We start from the raw sequence: 18,501 nt of genomic DNA on the forward strand, positions 1-18,501 counted from the left end.
AAGGTTCAACGCGGCACGGCGTCAAGGGCTACGGCGGAAGTCCGCCGCAAAGGATGGCACTTCATGGCAGATCGCGGATGAGATATCCGGTTTGTAGGCAAACACCGCATGGCGGCCCGACCACAGCAGGTACGTTCTTGCCCGCCGGGAACAAGGGTGCCACACGGACAACTCATCCCTATTCCGGCATGGTTCGACGGTTCGCACGAGAGGACCCGGCCATGGCGTCGTCAATGGTGACACCACCTCGGCCCGACCGGCCGGCACGGCCCAACCTCGCCTTCCGCCACCTGCGCGGACATCGCTCACCCGCCGAGTTCGCCGCACTCGTGCGGCGGGCCGCGCGTGAGATCGGCGAGTGCGTCAGCTGTGACGCGCGCTACATCGGGCGCGTCGAGGCGGGCGAGATCCGCTGCCCCAACTACGCGTACGAGCGGGTGTTCCTGCACATGTTTCCCGGCCGCACGCTCACCGATCTGGGGTTCTCGCCCCGCGCGTCCGTGCGCGGACGAGGGGCGCGCACCCCTGAGGACGCGCCCTGCGCGCACACCACAAGACCGGAGCGCACAACAAGTGACGAGCGGAACACGGGTGAGACGGCCAGGGCGCCCGAGCCGTATGACACGCAGGACCCGTACGACACGCACCACCACAACCACGAGGAGAGCGACGTGCTGCGTCGCGCATTCATGACCGGCGGAGGTGCCACGATGGCCGCCGCCACGCTGGGCCCCCTCGGGCTCGCCCCCGACGCGTCCACCGCTCGTCCCGTGCGCCGCGCGGGAGCGAACGAGGCCGGCGCCCTCGAAGAAGCGGTCCGCAGAATCCGGCTGCTGGACGACCGGCACGGGGCCGACGGCCTCTACCGGCGCGCGGCCGCCCCGCTACGCGCCGCCTACGCGCTGCTGGACGCCGGAACGACGCGGCAGACGACCGCCGACCGGCTCCACTCGGGTGCCGGGGAACTCGCCATCTCGGTGGGCTGGCTGGCACACGACTCGGGCCGGTTCGACGACGCGCGCTCGCACTACGCGGAGGCGCTGGCGACCGCCAGAGTGACCGGGGACCAGGGGCTGGAGGCGCACGCCTTCTGCAACACGGCGTTCCTCGCGCGGGACGCGGGCCGGCCCCGCGAGGCCGTCCGTGCCGCGCAGGCCGCCCAGCGCGCGGCCCGTCCCCTGGGCTCGCCCCGGCTGATGTCGCTGCTGGCGCTGCGCGAGGCGGGCGGCTGGGCGGGGCTCGCCGACCGCACCGGCTGCGAGCAGGCCCTCGTCCGCGCGCAGGCCCTGTACGACCGGGGCCCCTGCGACAGCGACCCCGAGTGGATGAGCTTCTACGGCGAGGCCGAGCTCGAGGGGCTCGAGGCGCAGTGCTGGTCGACGCTCGGCGACTGGCCGCGCGCGGCGCGGCACGCGAAGCGGGCGGCGGACCTCCAGGACCCGCACTTCTCCCGGAACATCGCGCTGTACACGGCCGAGCTGGCGGACGACCTCGCACGCGGGGGCCTCCCCGACGAGGCGGCGGTGGCCGGGATGCGCGTCCTGGACCTGCTGGACCAGGTCCAGTCATCCCGCATCCAGACGATGCTGGCGGGGACGGCCAGAGTGCTGCTGCCGCACCGGCGGGCGGGGGGCGTGTCCACGTTCCTGGAGCGCCACGCCTCGACACCGCGGATGGTGTGAGACCCGGTCCCGAGGCCGCAAACGGTGACCGCGGGCCCCACGGTCACCGAGGGCATTGCCAGCACCGAGGGCATTGCGAGCCCCTATAGGGCACCGCGAGCACCCACGGTCACCGCGGTCACTTTCGGTCAGCCGAGGTGCCCGAGGTCGTTCCAGCTCTCGATCGCCGGTTCGCCGTAGGCCCAGCCCAGGACCGACAGTGACGTCGGGTTCAGCCGGATCCGGGCCGCGAAGTCCAGCGGCAGGCCCAGCCAGCGTGCCCCGATGGAGCGGAGGATGTGCCCGTGGGCGAAGACCAGCACGTCCCGGTCGGCCGAGCGGGCCCAGGCGACGGCCTCGTCCGCGCGGGCGGTCACCTCGGCGAGCGTCTCCCCCTCGGGGACGCCGTCGCGCCAGATGAGCCAGCCGGGCCGGACGGCCTGGATCTCGGCGGGGGTCATGCCCTCGTAGGCGCCGTAGTGCCACTCCATCAGGGTGTCCCAGGCGGTGGCCCGCTCACCGAAGCCGGCGAGTTCGCACGTCTCACGCGCGCGTGCCAGCGGGCTGGTGCGTATCTCCACGTCCGGCAGGCCGTCGTACGGGGCCCGGTGCAGCCGCTCGCCGAGCAGCTTGGCGCCCCGGCGGCCCTCCTCCAGGAGAGGCACATCGGTCCTGCCGGTGTGCTTGCCGGACAGCGACCACTCCGTCTGTCCGTGCCGGGCCAGCAGGATGCGCGGTGCCATGGGGGACCTTTCCGGGGAGACCCTGAAAGGGATCAGGGCAGAAACCAGGGGCGGAGCCCTTCCATCATCGCTCACCCTGAACAGGGGCAACCCGGTGGGCGATCTCAGCGTCTTTGAGAGCCGGGGGGCCCACAAGGGGCACGCGCATACACCGTAAAGTGGCCCGTCCCGAGCCACTGGCACACCAGCGACGAGACAGCGACACGAAGGGGGAGGCAATCGGATGCCGCAGACCGAGACACCAGGCACCGAGGCGGCCCCGCGGACACGGCTGCGCTGGTGGACCGAGCTGCCCCTGCTCCTGCTGGTGTACGCCTGCTACTCCGCGGGCCGGCTGCTCGCGCGAGGCGATGTGACCACCGCCGTCGACCACGGCCTGGCGATCCTGCGCGTCGAGAAGGTCCTGCACATCAACGCCGAGCATCCGCTCAACCGGCTGTTCAGGACCGAGGCGTGGATCGGCGTACCGGCCGACTTCTGGTACGCGTCACTGCACTACGTGGTGACGCCGGTGATCCTGGTCTGGCTGTTCCGGTCCCGGACCCAGCTCTACCGTGCGGCCCGCACCTGGCTGATGACGTCCACGTTCATGGGCCTCATCGGCTTCACGCTGATGCCCACCTGCCCGCCCCGGCTGCTGTCGGCCGGCCACGGCTTCGTGGACACCATGGCCCAGTACAGCTCGTACGGCTGGTGGGGCGGCGAGGCGAGCGCGCCGCGCGGCATGGGCGGCATGACCAACCAGTACGCGGCGATGCCGAGTCTGCACGTCGGCTGGGCCCTGTGGTGCGGCGTCATGCTGTGGCGGCACGGCGGCACGCGTACGGCGAAGACGGCCGGTGTCGTCTACCCGCTGGTGACGACGCTCGTGGTGATGGGCACCGCCAACCACTACTTCCTCGACGCGGTCGCGGGCGCGGCCGTGATGGGCGTCGGGCTGCTGCTGACGCCGTTGGTGATGCGCGGCGCGGACCGCGCCCGAGTGTGGTTCGCGGCCCGTGTCCCGCTGGTCGCGGCGGCCTCTGCGAGCACATCGTCCCCGATTGTCAGTGGCGGATGCCAGACTTCGACGGGTGAGCGAATTCCACGGCAGCGCGAGTCACGGTTCGGCCCCGGAGCCGAGCCGGGTGCCACCCCCTCGGACGCGGGGGACGGCGCTCCGGCAGCGGCTCGCTGAGCTGCGCGGCCCCGACGTCGCGGCCAAGGCGCTGGACGCCCGTGCCCTCGCGGCGCTGGCCGCCAACCCCGGCTGCGAGCGGCGCGCGATCCTCGACGGCGCCGGGGTGGACAAGGCGTCGCTGGCGGACGCGCTGGGCTCGCCCTCGGCCTTCGGGCAGTCCCAGTTCGCCCTGACCCGCGGCAACGCGTTCGAGGCGAAGGTGAAGGCGGACGGCGGCGCGGAACTGCTGCGGCTGGTGCACGAGCGGCTGGATCCCGGCGCCGCGCCGCCCGTCGGCGCGGCACTGCCCGACCTGTCCGCGATCGGCCCCGAGGGCCGCACCGCGCGCACGGCGCTGGCGCTGCGCGAGGCCACCGGGGCGACCGGCACCTGGACGCTCCTGGACCATCCGATGATCGCGCTCGACGTCGCGGGCTCCCCCGCCTTCCTGGAACCGGACGCGGTGGTGGTGCACCCGGACGGCAGCTGGACGGTCGTGGAGATCAAGTCCTTCCCGATGCTGGACGGCTCGGCGGACCCGGCGAAGGTCGGTGCGGCCGCCCGGCAGGCCGCCGTGTACGTGCTCGCCCTCGAGGCGGTCGCCGCCCGCCTCGACCCGGCCCCGCGCGTGCGCCACCGGGTGCTCCTGGTCTGCCCGAAGGACTTCTCCAACCTGCCCACCGCCTCCGCCGTGGACGTGCGCAAGCAGCGCGCGGTCACCAGCCGCCAACTGGCCCGCCTCACCCGCATCGAGGACATCGCAGACGCCCTCCCCGAGGGCGTCTGCTTCTCCCCCGAGCTGCCCGCCGAGCAGCTCACGGCGGCCGTCGAGGCGGTCCCGGCTGCGTACGCGCCCGAGTGCCTGGCCGCCTGCGAGCTGGCGTTCCACTGCCGTGAGCGGTCCCGCGCGGCCGGCGCGGTCACCTCCCTGGGCCGTTCCGTGCGGGCCGAACTGGGCGGGCTGACGACCGTCGAGGACGTCCTGTCGGCCGCGCGCGGCGAGAGCGGCGATCCGCGGGATCCCGCGGTGGCCGCCCTGCGCCGGGCCGCACTGCTGCGCACCGAGGCCCTGGGGACGATGTGTCACTGATCACCACCCTCGCCCGCCTCGAGGCCGTCACCACCGGCCGCGCCCAGCCCACCGCCACCGTCCGGCACCGGCACCTGTCCGAACGGCCGATGGTCTTCGTGCCGCTGACCACCGCCGGTGAGGCCGGCGCCCCGCTGGGCGCGCTGGTCGGCACCGACCGGGACGCGCCGCGGCTGCTCGTCGTGCCGCAGCCGCGCGACCGCGAGCTGAGGTTCGCGTTCCTCGCCGAACTGGCCGACATCGTCCTGCCGTACCTCGACTCCTACGCCGACGTCGTCGAGGCCGCCGAGCGCAGCGACACCGACCCGGAGACCGGCAAGCGCGTCAAGGTCGAGGTCGAGCTGTGCGCCGACGCGCCCCAGCTGATCGTGCCGAGCCGCGCGGGCGTCGACTTCGTGCGCCTCCTGGGCCGCTCCATGCGCTTCCGTCGGACGGCCGAACAGGATCCGGAGACGCCGTATCCGGCGCCCGCGCGCGTGCCGCTGCTCGGCCGGTGGCTGACCCACTTCGGGGAGCGGTCCCGGGTGCCCGGCTCCTCGCTGCTGACGGCGATGACGGAGCTCCTGGGCCGGCACTGGGCGACCGGGCAGTCCAGCCTGGAGGACCAGCACCTGGGGGCGCAGCTCGCCTGGATCGCCCCGCCACCGGGCGAGACGGGTGCGCAGGCGGCGCTGCGCGCGGAACTCGCGCGGGACGCCGCCGGTCAGCTGCGGTGCCCGCCGGCCGGTCCGGCGACCGACCCGGCGTTCGACAACAAGCTGCTCGCTCCGGCCATCGAGCGCTACGACCGCGCGCGTACCGCCCTGGCCGCCGCCGAGGACGGTCTCCAGGCCGACGACCGGCTGGGCGCCCTCACCGCGGCCGAGCGGGAGATCCGCGAGCTGGTGAAGAGCCGGACGCTGCCCACCTGGGACAAGGTGTGGGAGGGGCTGGACCTGCTGCGGGCGCTGCCGGAGGGCGCGCACGTCGAGGAGCGGTGGACGCGCGACCGCTGGTCGTTCACCGGCCACCGCGACCGGGTCGTCGCCGGTGAGCCCCCGCAGCCGCGCCGCGACGACGCGGTCACCGCCGCCAACAAGCTCGCCACCCGCGAGCGCGAACAGGCCCGGCTGGAGGCGCAGGAGGCGCTCGACGACCCGCTGGTGATGGCGGGGCGGCGGCTGGCCGGGGAGGCGTTCGCGGGCGAGGTCGTCGACGTGGTCATGGCGTACAGCGAGAGCAAGCGGCCGAGCCCGCGCCCGCTGGTCACCGTACGGACCGACGACCGGCCGCATCTCGGGGAGCGGGCGAAGGTGTTCCGGTCGCTGGGCGGGAAGCCGCAGGCGGCCGAGTTCGTGGGGCGGGACGGCGAGGAGGAGGACGGCCTGCTGGTGCTCCGGATCGTCGACAAGATGGGCCGCGGCAAGGAGCCCGAGGCGGGGTCCGTGCCCGAGAAGGGCGACCGGCTCTGCTTCACGCTCTTCGAACACGAGCAGCGCGGCGGCGCGAAGCTGCCCGATCCGGAGGACACGCCGTGGACGCACGGCGGTCCGCCGGGCGAGCAGGCGCCCGAGGTCCCCGATTCCGTCACCCAGGAGGATGTGCTGTGACCACCGAGGCCGCCTTCGACCCCGGTACCGCCGCCACCCGCGCCACCGACGCGATCCTGCGCGACACCCTGCACGGCACCGCGCGCGGGGTGGTCGTCGACTCCCCGCCCGGTGCCGGCAAGTCCACGCTCGTCGTCCGTGCGGCGCTGGAACTGGCCGACGCGGGGCGGCCGTTGATGGTGGTCGCGCAGACCAACGCGCAGGTCGACGACCTGGTGGCGCGGCTCGCGGCGAAGAACCCCGAGCTGCCGGTGGGCCGGCTGCACAGCAGTGACGCCGACCCGTACGACAAGGTGCTCGACGAGCTGCCGAACGTACGGAAGTCGGCGAAGGCGGCGGAGCTGGCGGGCCTGCCGGTGGTGATCTCCACCGCCGCCAAGTGGGCGCATGTGAAGGTCGACGAGCCGTGGCGGCACGCCATCGTGGACGAGGCGTACCAGATGCGTTCGGACGGGCTGCTGGCCGTGGCCGGGCTGTTCGAGCGGGCACTGTTCGTGGGCGACCCGGGGCAGCTGGACCCGTTCTCGATCGTGGGCGGCGAGCAGTGGGCGGGCCTGTCCTACGATCCGTCGGCCTCGGCGGTGAGCACGCTGCTCGCCCACAACCCCGAACTGCCGCAGCACCGGCTGCCGGTGTCGTGGCGGCTTCCGGCGTCGGCGGCGCCCCTGGTGTCCGACGCGTTCTACCCGTACACCCCGTTCCGCAGCGGGACCGGGCACGGCGACCGGCGGCTGTCCTTCGCGGTGCCGCCGGACGGCTCCGGCACGGACCGGGTGATCGACGAGGCGGCGGAGTCGGGCTGGGGCCTGCTGGAGCTGCCCGCCCGGCACACGCCCCGCACCGACCCGGAGGCGGTGCGGGCCGTGGCGACGGTCGTCCGGCGGCTGCTGGACCGGGGCGGCGCGGCCACCTCGGAGCTCTCGCCCGACCCGACCCCGCTGACCGCCGACCGGGTCGCGGTCGGCACCGCCCACCGCGACCAGGCGGCGGCGGTGCGCGCGGCACTGGCGGAGCTGGGCGTCCGGGACGTGACCGTGGACACGGCGAACCGCCTCCAGGGCATGGAGTTCGACGTCACGGTGATCCTCCACCCGCTCTCCGGCCGGCCCGACGCCACCGCCTTCCACCTGGAGACGGGCCGCCTGTGCGTCCTGGCCTCCCGCCACCGGCACGCGTGCGTGGTGGTGTGCCGGGCAGGCGTGGGCGACCTCCTGGACGCCTACCCGTCGACGGAACCGGTCCAGCTGGGAACCCTCGTGAAGTTCCCGGACGGCTGGGAGGCGAACCACGCGGTACTGGCGCACCTCGCGGAGCACCGCGTGGCGTGGGGACCCTGACCTCGCCACCCGGCTGCCCGGCCGCCCCGTTGCCCGGCTGCCGGCTGCCCGGCTGCCCGACAGGGAACATCGCGGCCGCCGGGAGCCTTGAGACTGCGGGGCCGAGGGCCTCTTGCGCGACCGGGGGACAATGGAGGGTGGTCCACTCCACCGGTGCTGTCCACCCGTGGAGCCATCCGAACCGTACGAGGAGGAGAAGACATGGCGGAGCCCACGCCGCGTCGGAACGAACCGCGGCTTCGCCCCGCGCCCCTGCTCTTCGAGCCCGCCGAGGCGGCCGGTGATCCGGAGCACTTCTTCGACCTGGAGTCGATAGACGATCCGGCCGCGTTGCTCGCGCGGGCGACGGAGCTGACGCTCGCGTTCCGGGCGGCCGCCGACCGGGCGGTGGAGTTCCAGGCCATGGCGGCGGCACAGCTCGCCGATCCGCGCCGCTTCGACCGGCTGACGCCGGCGGACATCGGCGAGCGCGCCGAGTGGACCGAGGACTACGCGAAGAAGATGGTCGAGTTCGGCCGGGATCTGCTGCGGGGTGACACCGAGGGTCGGGGGCACGCCGACCCCGTCTGAGCGCCGCGTCGACCCAGTCGGCCCCCTCCGAAAGCCGCGTCGACCCAGTCGGCCCCCGAAAGCCGTGACGGCGTGACGGCCACACCGGCCGGGCCCCGCCCGCCCTGCCCGCCTGGCATATGCCGGGCGGGCAAGATACTCCCTCCCGTCCCCTCCCGTCCCGGTTTCCCGCAACCCTGTGAATTCGTCCGCTCACCCCCGGTAGACCTGGAGGTATGAGCAGCGCATGCGACGAACCCATCGGCGTCACCCCGGACGGCGCCGCCTGGCTGGCCTCCGCCGGGACATATCCGCGCAGCACGCTCGCCTTCTGGGAGGAGCGGCCGCAGGCCCCGGTGGTGCTGCCCTGCGGCTCGGCGTTCGACATCGTCAGCGCGCCGGCGGTGTTCGGGCGGCTGATGCTCGACCGGCTGTGGGGCGAGGGGCCGGGCTCCGGGCCGGTGGCCGCGTTCCGCGGGCGGACCCTGCTGTTCGCCGCGCCGGGCACCGCCCAGCGACTGCCCTCGCTGCTGGAGTGGGAGGAGTGGAGCGCCGAAGGCCGCCGGGACGGCCGTACCGCGACGGTGCCGCCACTGCTGTGTCACGGCACGGGCGACGCGGTGACCGTGCCCGCGCTCGCCCCCGCCCGGGACGGCGCGTCGACGCGCTGGATGGTCGCCCCGGACACCCGACATCCGTGGCTGCCGGGCCCGGAGATCCTGCTGTGGGCGGCCGTCCGCGCGGCCCTTTCGGCCGTGCGGATTTCGATTTCTCCTCCCCAGGATCAGGATGCTAAGGTCTACGACGTCAGCAGGCGCCGCTAGCTCAGTTGGTTAGAGCAGCTGACTCTTAATCAGCGGGTCCGGGGTTCGAGTCCCTGGCGGCGCACAGACACCGAAAGGCCCCTCGCGAGAGCGAGGGGCCTTTCGCGTGCCCCGTGACGGGTCACGTCCGGGGTGGCCCGGGGGTCACAGCTTCGTCCCCGGCGTGATCTTCACCGTCCACTCCCCCGACATCGTGCGCCCCTCCACGTCCACCCGTACGCCGTTGCCCGGCACCGTGAAGCTCTCGCCCAGGGCGACCGGGGCGTCCGCGAGGGGCGGGTAGACGGAGTTCTCCCAGCAGGCCTCGGTGCGCGGGTGGGCGTCGATCACCTCGACCGGACCCCGGCCGGACCGGGCGCCGCTGCTGACGCGGTAGACGAGGATGCCGGTGCGGCAGGCCGCCCCGTCGTTGCCCGCGGGGCCGCGCGCCTCGAAGGCGAGCACGCTGTCGGGGCCGGTGCGCACGACGGCCATCTTGGGCCCGTTGCCGAGCCCGAAGGACGGCGTCCCTGAGGCGCGGGCGACCGGCACGCCCGGCCCGGCGCTCAGCGGTTCCAGGGTGAGCCGGGTCGGACCCGGCCCCCGTACGCACACCACCTGGCGTTCGTCCAGCCAGCCCAGTTTCCACTTGTGCCAGGCGAAGAGGTCGGGGGCGAGGCCGAACTGGCTGCCCATCAGGTCCCAGTCGCCGACGTAGGTGTCCCAGTCGCCCTTGCCGTCGACGGGGCGGTGATAGAGGTCGGGCAGGTCGAAGACGTGGCCGGTCTCGTGGGCGAGGACGAGACGGTCCGGGGGGTGCTGCTCGAACACCGTGACGACCCGGCGGATGTCGGTGCCGTCGGCGCTCAGCGGGGTGTCCAGGTTGACGACCTTCGTGGCGTCCGAGTCGACGCCCGGCGCGTCCGGGTCGGCCACGAAGTAGACGACGTCGTAGCGGGAGAAGTCCACGTGGGGATCGGCGGCGGCCAGCGCGTCATGCAGGTAGGCGGCCCGGTTGCCGGGGCTCCAGTCGCGCTGTATGGCGTACGCGGTGGACGGCTTCGGCATGCTGATCCAGCGCTTCAGCGGATGCGCGCGCAGGGCGAACTTCCCGTAGGAGGCCTGCCGGAAGAAGTTGCTGGTGGCCGGGAAGTGGTCGGCGGTCAGTTCGTCGGGGGAGGTCGTCGGGAACCGGTCCGGGAAGGACAGGAAGACCATCACGGCGTCGAGGGAACGGGCAGGCCGGGGGTACGCGCCGTTCCAGGTGTCCACGCCCTCCGAGTGATGGGCCGTGGTGCGGGTCAGGGCGCACGGGGCGGGGGAGAACGGCTCGGCGACCGACGGGCCGCCGACGAGCGAGTTCGCGACCAGCGCCGAGAGGGTGGTGAACACGGCCGCCGCACTGCGCAGTCGGGGGCGCGGAAGCAGTCGCACACGTCGCGGCAGTCGCGGCACAGAGACCTCCGGAAGGCGGTTCACGGGACACCGCCACCCAGCCTGTGTGAAATTGTCGTACTACGCCCTGTTTGTCTGCCCCAGACGAGTGAGGAGGCGGAAAGCGGGCATCACCTCGACACCCCCGGAATTCTCACGGAACGTCACAAGCGGTCGTCCCCCCACAGAACCGGGCCAGGTGCGGGCAGAAACGATCTGTCAGAAAGGCCGGTTGTTCGGGGACACTGGGCAGTGGCTGCGCGGGTCCGGGGGCAGCCTCTATGATCGGCAGACTTTCCTGCACGGACAGCGATCGAGTGCACTGCGGGAGCGAGCGGTGAGCGGAACGTCCGAAGGGCCGACGCCCGCGGCAGACCTCGACCGGTCAGCCGTCACAGAGAGTGACATCGACAGTACGGAAAGCGGGCTCCTGGTCAACCGACCACCGGCCTACCGTTCCGTCTTCGCGGCGGCACCCCTCGCCATGGCCGTCGTCGACGGCGAGGGTCGCATCGTCGACGCCAACGACGCGCTCGGCGCGCTGCTCGGCGGCGGGAGCGAGGGCCTCGTCGGGCGGGTCGCCTCCGACCTGCTGGACCTGACCTCCGACGCGCGCACCTGGCACGCCTACCGCGAGGTACTGCGTGGCCGGCAGGCGAGACTGCGCTGCACCCGGCGCCTGAAACAGCCCGACGGGCGCTCACTGTGGGCGCAGGTCACCGTGTCCCCCCTCGACGCGGACATGCCCGGCGTACTGCTGTCGGTAGCCGACGTGAGCGCCCACCGTGATCTCCAGGCCAGACTGCGGCATCTCCAGATGCACGACCCGGTCACCCGGCTGCCCAACCGGACCCTGTTCTTCGAGCGGGTGTCCGCCGCGCTGGAGGCGGAGGCGTACGAGCAGAGCGGGACCGGCCGGATCGGCCTGTGCTACCTGGACCTGGACGGCTTCAAGGCGGTCAACGACACCCTCGGTCACCGGGTCGGCGACCTGCTGCTGGCCGCCGTCGCCGAACGGCTGACGGAGAGCGCCGAGCAGGCCGGGCAGACCCGGCCGAGCGTGCCGCTGGTGGCCCGGCTGGGCGGCGACGAGTTCGCCCTGCTGGTCGAGGACTCCACCGGCACCGAGCAGCTGGCCGACCTCGCCGAGTCCGTGCTCAAGGCACTTCAGGCCCCCTTCGACCTGGCCGGGCACCGGCTGAACGTCTCCGCGTCGATCGGGGTGGTGGAGCGGCACGCGGCGGGCACCACGGCGACCGGTCTGATGCAGGCCGCCGACACGACCCTGTACTGGGCGAAGGTGGACGGCAAGGACCGCTGGACACTGTTCGACCCCGAGCGCAACGCCCATCTGATGACCCGGCAGGCGCTGGCCTCCACGCTCCGTCCGGCCATCGAGCGCGGCGAGTTCCGCCTCGACTACCAGCCGCTGGTCGGCATGTCGGACGGCCGGCTGCGCGGCGTGGAGGCGCTGGTCCGCTGGGATCACCCCCGGTTCGGACTGCTGTCGCCGAATCGGTTCGTCGCGCTGGCCGAGGAGGACGGTTCGATCGTGCCGCTCGGCCGGTGGGTTCTGGCCACCGCCTGCCGGCAGGCACGGCAGTGGCAACTGGACAATCCGGATGATCCGCCGCTGTTCGTCAGCGTCAATGTGGCGGTGCGTCAGGTGTGGGACTCCGACCTGGTGGCGGATGTGGCCGAGATCCTGGCCGAGACCGGGCTCGCGCCGCACCTGCTCCAGCTCGAACTCACCGAGTCGGCGGTGATGGGCTCGGCGGGGCGGCCGCTCCAGGCGCTCCAGGCCCTCAGCGACATGGGCGTCGGCATCGCCATCGACGACTTCGGCACCGGCTACTCCAACCTCGCCTACCTGAGCCGGCTGCCGGTGTCGGTGCTGAAACTCGACGGGTCCTTCGTGCGCGGCTTCCAGTACGAGGGCGCGGGCTCCCCGCCGAACCCGGCCGACCAGGTCGTCGTCGAGGCGATGATCGACCTCGCCCACCGGCTGGGGCTGACCGTCACCGCCGAGTGCGTGGAGACCTCGGCACAGGCGACCCGGCTGCGCAGCATCGGCTGCGACACCGGACAGGGGTGGCTGTACTCCCGTCCGGTGTCGCCGGATCGTATCTCCGAGCTGCTGGGGACCGAGACCTACGCCGTCGGCAACCCGTAGGCGTCCGCGACGAGTTCGTAGGAGCGCAGGCGCAGCTCACCGCGGTGGGCGTGGCTGGTGAGCATCAACTCGTCGGCACCCGTGCGCTTGTGGAGGTCGTCGAGGCCGGAGCGGACCTCGTCGGCCGTGCCGTGGATGATGTTCGCGCCCCAGGAGTCGACGAACTCCCTTTCCAGCGGACTGAATTCGTGCGCCTCCGCCTCCTCCGGGGAGGGGAAGAGGCCGGGGCGGCCACCGCGCAGCCGGACCATGTTCAGGCCGGTGGCCAGGACCTGGCGGCGGGCCTCCCGCTCGTCGTCGACGGCCAGCACGGAGACGCCGATCAGCGCGTACGGCTCGGCGAGCACCTCGGACGGCCGGAAGGACTCCCGGTACAGATCGAGGGCCGGGACGGTGTTCTGCGCCGAGAAGTGGTGCGCGAAGGCGAACGGCAGGCCGAGCACACCCGCCAGCCGGGCGCTGAAGCCGGAGGAGCCGAGCAGCCAGATCGGCGGCCGGTGCGGCGACTGCACCCCGCCGGGGGACGTGCCCTGGACCGGGCCGGGGATCGCGTGGATACGGCGGTAGCGGTGGCCGTCGGGAAAGTCGTCGTCCAGGAAACGGGTGAGCTCGGCGAGCTGCTCGGGGAAGTCGTCGGCGCCCTCGTGCAGGGTGGCGGTGCGGCGCAGGGCGGCGGCGGTGGCACCGTCCGTGCCCGGCGCGCGGCCGAGGCCGAGGTCGATGCGGCGGGGGGCCAGTGCCTCCAGGGTGCCGAACTGCTCGGCGATGACGAGGGGCGCGTGGTTGGGCAGCATCACGCCGCCCGAGCCGAGCCGGATGCGGTCGGTGTGGGCGGCGAGGTGGGCGAGGATCACCGCGGGCGAGGAGGAGGCGACGCCCGGCATCGAGTGGTGCTCGGCGACCCAGTAGCGGTGGAAGCCGCGCGACTCGGTGAACCGCGCGAGGTCGACGCTGGTGCGCAGGGCGTCGGTGGCGGTGCGACCGGAGCCTACGGTGACCAGGTCCAGCACCGAGAGGGGCACCGGCGCACTGCCCCGGGCCACCCCTCGGATCTCGTCCGCCGCCGTCACATCGCTCACCGTCTCGTCCGCCGCCACCGGGGTCCTCCTGTTTGTCGACCGTGCACTGTCCTCGGGCGGATAACAGGAGGGTGTCCCCGTTTATTCCCGGTCGGCCCGCCGGGGCGACCGGCCGGGGCGACCGGGGCGGCCTGCCGGTCACACCTGCACGATCGGCTCCCGGGTGAACAGGAGGCCCAGGCCCGGGGCGTTCACCCGGCGGTCGGTGAGACGCAGGGCCTCCCAGGCCGTGACCTGGTTGGCGGTGAGGACCGGCTTGCCGAACTCCTTCTCCAGGGCGGGGACGAAGGCGGCCGTGTGCAGGGCGGTGTCGGGCAGCAGGATCGCCCCGGCGTCGGGCGCGTCGGCCGCCCGCGCGAGGGCGAACACCTCCGCCTCGCCCCAGGTGCCGACCTCGGCCGCCGTGACGATCCCGGCGCTGTGGACGCCGGTCACCTCCACGCCGCCCGCCCTCAGGAACCCGGCGAACAGTGCCGCCACGTCGTCCGGGTACGTCGCCCCGACTGCGACCCGCCCGGCGCCGATCTCCCGGGCCGCGTGCACGAACGCGAAGGAGGTGGAGGAGGCCGGCATCCCGGCCGCCGTGGCCAGGGCGCGCACCTGCTCCTGGGCACCCTCCCAGCCGTGCACGAAGCCGCCGCTGGTGCAGGCCCACACGACCGCCTCGGCGCCGGCCAGCCGCAGCTGCTCGACGCCCTTCGCCAGCCGCTCCGGCGTGCCCATCTCGCGCAGCGCGTCGACCCTGTGCGCGTCCTCGCCGATGTCCGTGTGGACCAGGTCCAACCGGATGTCACTGCCCAGGAGCTGCTCGATACGGGGGTAGTCGTCCTCGGCCGAGTGGCCCGGATAGAGGAAACCGAGTGCGGTCATGTCCAGCCTTCCTGCTGCTCTTCGTCCGGCAGGACCGGGGGTTCCTGCGGCACGGGAAGTTCCCGCGGTACCCGGGTGTCCGGCAGCCCGGGGGGCCACACGCGTGCCGAGGCGTCCAGCAGCGCTTGATACGGTCCCACCGCCCGGGTACCCAGTCGGCGCAACGCCGCCCACATGGTCACCTGGTTGGCCGAGATCACCGGTATGCGCAGTTCGGCCTCCAGTTGGGGGATGACGTCGTACGTCGGCAGGTTGGTGCAGGAGATGAACAGCACGTCGGCGGTCGCGGGCGCGCGCACCGCCCGGTGGGCCATCTCCACCACCTCCCGGTACGGAACCTTCCAGATGTGCCGGGTCAGGCCCATGAACGCGCGTCCGGTGACCGTGCCGCCGGCCTCGGCCACGTACTCCTCCAGCGACCGCGTCACCGACTCCGTGTACGGCGTCACCAGGGCCACCCGGCGGGCGCCCAGCTCCGTCAGCGCCTCGATCAGCGCGCCCGAGGTGGTCACGGCCGGTGTCGCCCCGGCCCTGGTCATCGCCTCGCACATGGCCCGCTCCCCCGCGAGCCCGCCGACGAAGCTGCCCGAGGTACAGGCGTAGGCCACGGTCTCGGGGGCCACCGCGATGAGGGTGCGGACGGCGTCCCCGAGGGTCTCGTGCTCGCTCACCCGGCGGGCGAGGTCCAGGCTGACCTCGACGGGGACGTACGGCGTGCGCGTCAGGTGGAGCGAGACGTCGTCCGGCGTCCAGCGCCACAGCTCGCGGTCCAGCGCGAAGTCGAAGGGGGCGACGACACCGAGGCCGCGCTGCGCGCGGGGGCCGCCGAGAAAGGTGACGTCCATTGCGGGCACCGCCCTCACCGGGAGACAGGATGCGCAACGAGCCGCACGAACGGCCGTGTTGACGACGTTAGGTTCGGGTGCGAACGTGGTCAATCCGCGCACGTCAGGCACTTGGTCACGGACGGAGGGGGCATCGGATGGCCGTCGTCCCCGCAGCTCTGCCCACGGTTCTCGTGCTGGACGCCGATCCCCCGCCCCGGCTCGGGCGGCTCACCGGGCGGGCCCGGGTGCTGCACACCGACGAGGCCTCCCTCGCCGCGCGGCTGCCCGGCGCGGACGTCCTGCTGGTCTGGGACTTCACCTCGCACGCGGTACGCGCCGCCTGGCCCGGCGAGGGGCCGCGGCCGGGCTGGGTGCACACGGCGAGCGCCGGCGTGGACCATCTGCTGTGCCCCGAGCTGGCCGCCTCGGACACGGTGGTGACGAACGCCCGCGGGATCTTCGACGAGCCGATCGCCGAGTACGTCGCCGCGCTGGTCCTGGCGATGGCGAAGGATCTGCCGCGGACCTGGGAGCTTCAGCAGCGGGGTGAGTGGCGGCACCGGGAGGGCGGGCGGGTCTCCGGGACCCGGGCCGTCGTCGTCGGGTCCGGGCCCATCGGGCGGGCGATCGCCCGCACCCTGAAGGCGCTCGGCATGACCACGGCCGTCGTCGGCCGCGTCCCGCGCACCGGCATCCACGGACCCCAGGACCTGGACCGGCTCCTGGCCCGCGCCGACTGGGTGATCGCGGCCGCCCCGCTCACCGAGCAGACGCACGGCATGTTCGACACCCGGCGGTTCGGCGTGATGCAGCCCTCCGCCCGCTTCGTGAACGTCGGCCGCGGCCCGCTGGTCGTCGAGGACGCGCTGGTCCGGGCCCTGGAGCGGCGGTGGATCGCGGGCGCCGCCCTGGACGTCCTCACCACCGAACCCCTCCCCGCCGACAGCCCGTTGTGGCGGGTCCCGGGGCTGCTGATCTCGCCCCACATGAGCGGCGACACGGTCGGCTGGCGGGACGAACTCGGCGCACAGTTCGTGGAGTTGTTCGAGCGGTGGGCGGCGGGCCGACCGCTGCGGAACGTGGTCGACAAGCAGCGCGGATACGTGCCCGGACACTGACGTCCCCGGCCTCGGGAGGGTGCATGACCGACCTCACCACACTCACGGCGACCGAGCTCCTCGACGGTTACCGCAAGGGCGAGTTCAGCCCCGTGGAGGCGACCCGCGCGGCCCTGGACCGGGCGGAGCGGATCCAGCCGGAGGTGAACGCGTTCGTGCGGATCCTCGCCGACGAGGCGCTGGCGCGGGCGGAGGCCTCGCGGGAGCGGTGGCGGCGCGGGGAGCCGGCGGGGCCGGTCGACGGGGTGCCGGTGACGGTCAAGGACATCCTGCTGCTGAAGGGGCATCCGACCCTGCGCGGCTCGAAGTCCGTCGACCCGTCCGGCTCCTGGGAGGAGGACGCCCCCTCCGTCGCCCGGCTGCGCGAGTCCGGCGCGGTCTTCGTCGGCAAGACGACCACCCCCGAGTACGGCTGGAAGGGGGTGACGGACTCCCCGCTGACCGGTGTGACCCGCAACCCGCACGACCCGTCGCGCACGGCGGGCGGTTCCAGCGGCGGGAGCGCGGCCGCGGTGGCGCTCGGCGCGGGGCCGCTGTCACTGGGGACCGACGGCGGGGGCAGCGTCCGTATCCCGGCCGCGTTCTGCGGGATCTTCGCGCTGAAACCGACGTACGGCCGTGTGCCGTTGTATCCGGCGAGCGCCTTCGGCACGCTGGCGCACGTGGGTCCGATGACCCGGGACGCGGCGGACGCGGCGCTGCTGCTCGACGTGATCGGCGTGCCGGACTCACGGGACTGGTCGGCGCTGGGGCCGGCGGACGGGTCGTTCCGGGCCGGACTCGACCGGGGCGTGCGCGGACTGCGGGTGGCGTACTCGCCGTCGCTGGGCGGACAGGTCGCGGTACGGCCGGGGGTCGCGGCGGCGGTGCGGCGGGCCGTGGAGCGGCTGGCGGAGCTCGGCGCGTTCGTCGAGGAGGCCGACCCGGACTTCACCGACCCGGTGGACGCCTTCCACACCCTGTGGTTCGCCGGGGCGGCCCAGGTGACCCGGCGGCTGCGGGCGGACCGACGGGAGGCGCTCGATCCGGGCCTGCGGGAGATCTGCGCCGAGGGCGCGCGGTACACCGCCCTCGACTATCTCTCCGCGGTGGACGTCCGGATGGAACTGGGCCGCCGCATGGGCCGCTTCCACGACACCTACGACCTGCTCCTCACCCCGACGCTGCCGATCACGGCGTTCGAGGCGGGAGTCGAGGTGCCGGCCGGTTCGGGACATCGGCGCTGGACGGGGTGGACACCCTTCACCTACCCCTTCAACCTCACCCAGCAGCCCGCGGCCACCGTCCCGGTGGGCACGGACGTCGACGGGCTGCCGGTGGGGCTGCAGGTCGTGGCCGCCCGCCACCGGGACGACCTGGTGCTGCGGGCGGGGCACGCGCTGCGCGGCTGGTCGTAGGCCGCGCCCGCGCTCCCCGCCCGCCCGCTCGGCCTCGCCCTCACCGTCACCGTCACCGTCACCCTGCGGGGGCGTCCCCGGCCGGGCCGGAGCGCCGGAAGCGCAGCGTCTCCCCCGCCGCGCCCGTCCGCCACAGGTCGTTGCACGCTTGCGCCATCTCCTCCAGGCCATCCACGATCCGCCCCCAGACGATGCCGGGGACCCATCCGACGTCGCCGTTGAGGAGCAGGTTGTTGCGTTCGTAGAAGAGGGCCAGGTCGACGACCGTGGTGCCGGGGCGGACCTCGCGGTCGTAGCCGTAGGCGCGGGTGCCCAGTTCCGCTCCCGCGAAGGAGAAATAGCAGAGATCTCCCGGGATGGGAGTGACGGTCGGGTTCTCCAGCGGTGGTTCGGATGTCGCGAAGGGCGGGAACAGGGCGTAGATCTCGTTACGGGCATATTTGGCGTGGTAGACGTCTCCGGCGAGCGGAAGGGAATCCCAGACGGCCGCGCAGGTGATCGGCGCACGATCGTCGAGCAGCTGCGCCGTGGCGGTGATTCCGCGCTTGACCAGCGAGACTTCGATGTATCGGTCAGCCATGCGTTCCATGGTCCACCCGCGGTCAAGGCGGCCTCGGCGACGACCGGGGCCGAAAGCGGCCCGTGTATCTCGCGGGAAGTCGGGTAGCGGCG

At 73.4% G+C, this 18,501-nt stretch carries 16 protein-coding genes and 1 tRNA gene; 11 read left to right on the top strand and 6 right to left on the bottom strand.

The genetic code is table 11. From position 1 onward, the window contains the following. Positions 1-221: 221 nt before the first annotated feature. Complete coding sequence (locus ASD48_RS05985; protein ID WP_057600330.1) at positions 222-1,682, top strand: hypothetical protein; 1,461 nt, start codon at positions 222-224, stop codon at positions 1,680-1,682. A 128-nt stretch (positions 1,683-1,810) separates the two neighbouring features. Here ASD48_RS05985 and ASD48_RS05990 read toward each other — a convergent pair whose 3' ends face one another. Further along, the gene (locus ASD48_RS05990) at positions 1,811-2,404 is read right to left on the bottom strand and encodes a histidine phosphatase family protein (RefSeq protein ID WP_057600331.1); all 594 of its coding nucleotides are present in this window, start codon (positions 2,402-2,404) and stop codon (positions 1,811-1,813) included. Positions 2,405-2,627: 223 nt separating this feature from the next. On the opposite strand from ASD48_RS05990, the gene ASD48_RS05995 reads away from it, so the two are divergent. The 7 genes from ASD48_RS05995 (at position 2,628) to ASD48_RS06020 (ending at position 9,016) form a co-directional block, all read left to right on the top strand. Next, complete coding sequence (locus tag ASD48_RS05995; protein ID WP_057600332.1) at positions 2,628-3,581, top strand: phosphatase PAP2 family protein; 954 nt, start codon at positions 2,628-2,630, stop codon at positions 3,579-3,581. Continuing rightward, the gene (locus tag ASD48_RS06000; protein WP_057600333.1) at positions 3,532-4,653 is read left to right on the top strand and encodes a hypothetical protein; all 1,122 of its coding nucleotides are present in this window, start codon (positions 3,532-3,534) and stop codon (positions 4,651-4,653) included. The genes ASD48_RS05995 and ASD48_RS06000 overlap by 50 nt, the downstream gene beginning before the upstream one ends. Then, a complete protein-coding gene (locus ASD48_RS06005; protein ID WP_057600334.1) occupies positions 4,644-6,242 on the top strand; it encodes a hypothetical protein in 1,599 nt (532 codons plus the stop codon). The genes ASD48_RS06000 and ASD48_RS06005 overlap by 10 nt, the downstream gene beginning before the upstream one ends. After that, a complete protein-coding gene (locus ASD48_RS06010) occupies positions 6,239-7,579 on the top strand; it encodes an AAA family ATPase (protein ID WP_057600335.1) in 1,341 nt (446 codons plus the stop codon). The genes ASD48_RS06005 and ASD48_RS06010 overlap by 4 nt, the downstream gene beginning before the upstream one ends. Positions 7,580-7,780: 201 nt before the next feature. Further along, entirely contained in the window at positions 7,781-8,149 is a 369-nt protein-coding gene (locus ASD48_RS06015; RefSeq protein WP_020132289.1) for a hypothetical protein, read from the top strand. Positions 8,150-8,364: 215 nt separating this feature from the next. Continuing rightward, the gene (locus ASD48_RS41275) at positions 8,365-8,952 is read left to right on the top strand and encodes a bifunctional DNA primase/polymerase (RefSeq protein WP_063887403.1); all 588 of its coding nucleotides are present in this window, start codon (positions 8,365-8,367) and stop codon (positions 8,950-8,952) included. Then, positions 8,943-9,016, top strand: a tRNA-Lys gene (locus ASD48_RS06020). The genes ASD48_RS41275 and ASD48_RS06020 overlap by 10 nt, the downstream gene beginning before the upstream one ends. An 80-nt stretch (positions 9,017-9,096) precedes the next feature. Here ASD48_RS06020 and ASD48_RS06025 read toward each other — a convergent pair. After that, positions 9,097-10,365 (bottom strand): M6 family metalloprotease domain-containing protein, encoded by a 1,269-nt coding sequence (locus tag ASD48_RS06025; RefSeq protein WP_057600336.1) that lies wholly within the window; start codon positions 10,363-10,365, stop codon positions 9,097-9,099. 337 nt (positions 10,366-10,702) lie between these two features. Between ASD48_RS06025 and ASD48_RS06030 the strand changes: the two genes are divergently transcribed. Next, positions 10,703-12,538 carry an EAL domain-containing protein gene (locus tag ASD48_RS06030; RefSeq protein ID WP_057600337.1) on the top strand — a complete coding sequence of 612 codons (1,836 nt, stop codon included), beginning with the start codon at positions 10,703-10,705 and terminating at the stop codon, positions 12,536-12,538. On the opposite strand, the gene ASD48_RS06035 is transcribed toward ASD48_RS06030, so the two are convergent. The 3 genes from ASD48_RS06035 to ASD48_RS06045 form a co-directional block, all read right to left on the bottom strand. Then, positions 12,517-13,635: an LLM class flavin-dependent oxidoreductase gene (locus ASD48_RS06035; protein ID WP_057600338.1), complete on the bottom strand. Its 1,119-nt coding sequence runs from the start codon at positions 13,633-13,635 to the stop codon at positions 12,517-12,519. The two genes, ASD48_RS06030 and ASD48_RS06035, sit on opposite strands and share 22 nt — an antisense overlap. 120 nt (positions 13,636-13,755) lie before the next feature. Then, positions 13,756-14,487, bottom strand: a complete 732-nt coding sequence (locus ASD48_RS06040; RefSeq protein ID WP_057600339.1) for a decarboxylase — start codon at positions 14,485-14,487, stop codon at positions 13,756-13,758. Beyond that, on the bottom strand, positions 14,484-15,332 hold the full coding sequence (locus ASD48_RS06045) for an aspartate/glutamate racemase family protein (RefSeq protein ID WP_057600340.1): 849 nt from the start codon (positions 15,330-15,332) through the stop codon (positions 14,484-14,486). Before ASD48_RS06045 ends, ASD48_RS06040 begins: the two co-directional genes overlap by 4 nt. 137 nt (positions 15,333-15,469) lie before the next feature. Here ASD48_RS06045 and ASD48_RS06050 point away from each other — a divergent pair, with 137 nt between their 5' ends. Both ASD48_RS06050 and ASD48_RS06055 read left to right on the top strand, forming a co-directional pair. Further along, the gene (locus ASD48_RS06050) at positions 15,470-16,432 is read left to right on the top strand and encodes a D-2-hydroxyacid dehydrogenase (protein ID WP_057600341.1); all 963 of its coding nucleotides are present in this window, start codon (positions 15,470-15,472) and stop codon (positions 16,430-16,432) included. Positions 16,433-16,455: 23 nt separating this feature from the next. After that, positions 16,456-17,829 carry an amidase gene (locus tag ASD48_RS06055; RefSeq protein ID WP_057600342.1) on the top strand — a complete coding sequence of 458 codons (1,374 nt, stop codon included), beginning with the start codon at positions 16,456-16,458 and terminating at the stop codon, positions 17,827-17,829. Between the two features lie 58 nt (positions 17,830-17,887). On the opposite strand, the gene ASD48_RS06060 is transcribed toward ASD48_RS06055, so the two are convergent. Further along, positions 17,888-18,409 (bottom strand): DUF3830 family protein, encoded by a 522-nt coding sequence (locus tag ASD48_RS06060; RefSeq protein WP_057600343.1) that lies wholly within the window; start codon positions 18,407-18,409, stop codon positions 17,888-17,890. Positions 18,410-18,501 lie beyond the last annotated feature (92 nt).

The organism is Streptomyces sp. Root1310 (assembly GCF_001426425.1).
Lineage (GTDB): Bacteria > Actinomycetota > Actinomycetes > Streptomycetales > Streptomycetaceae > Streptomyces.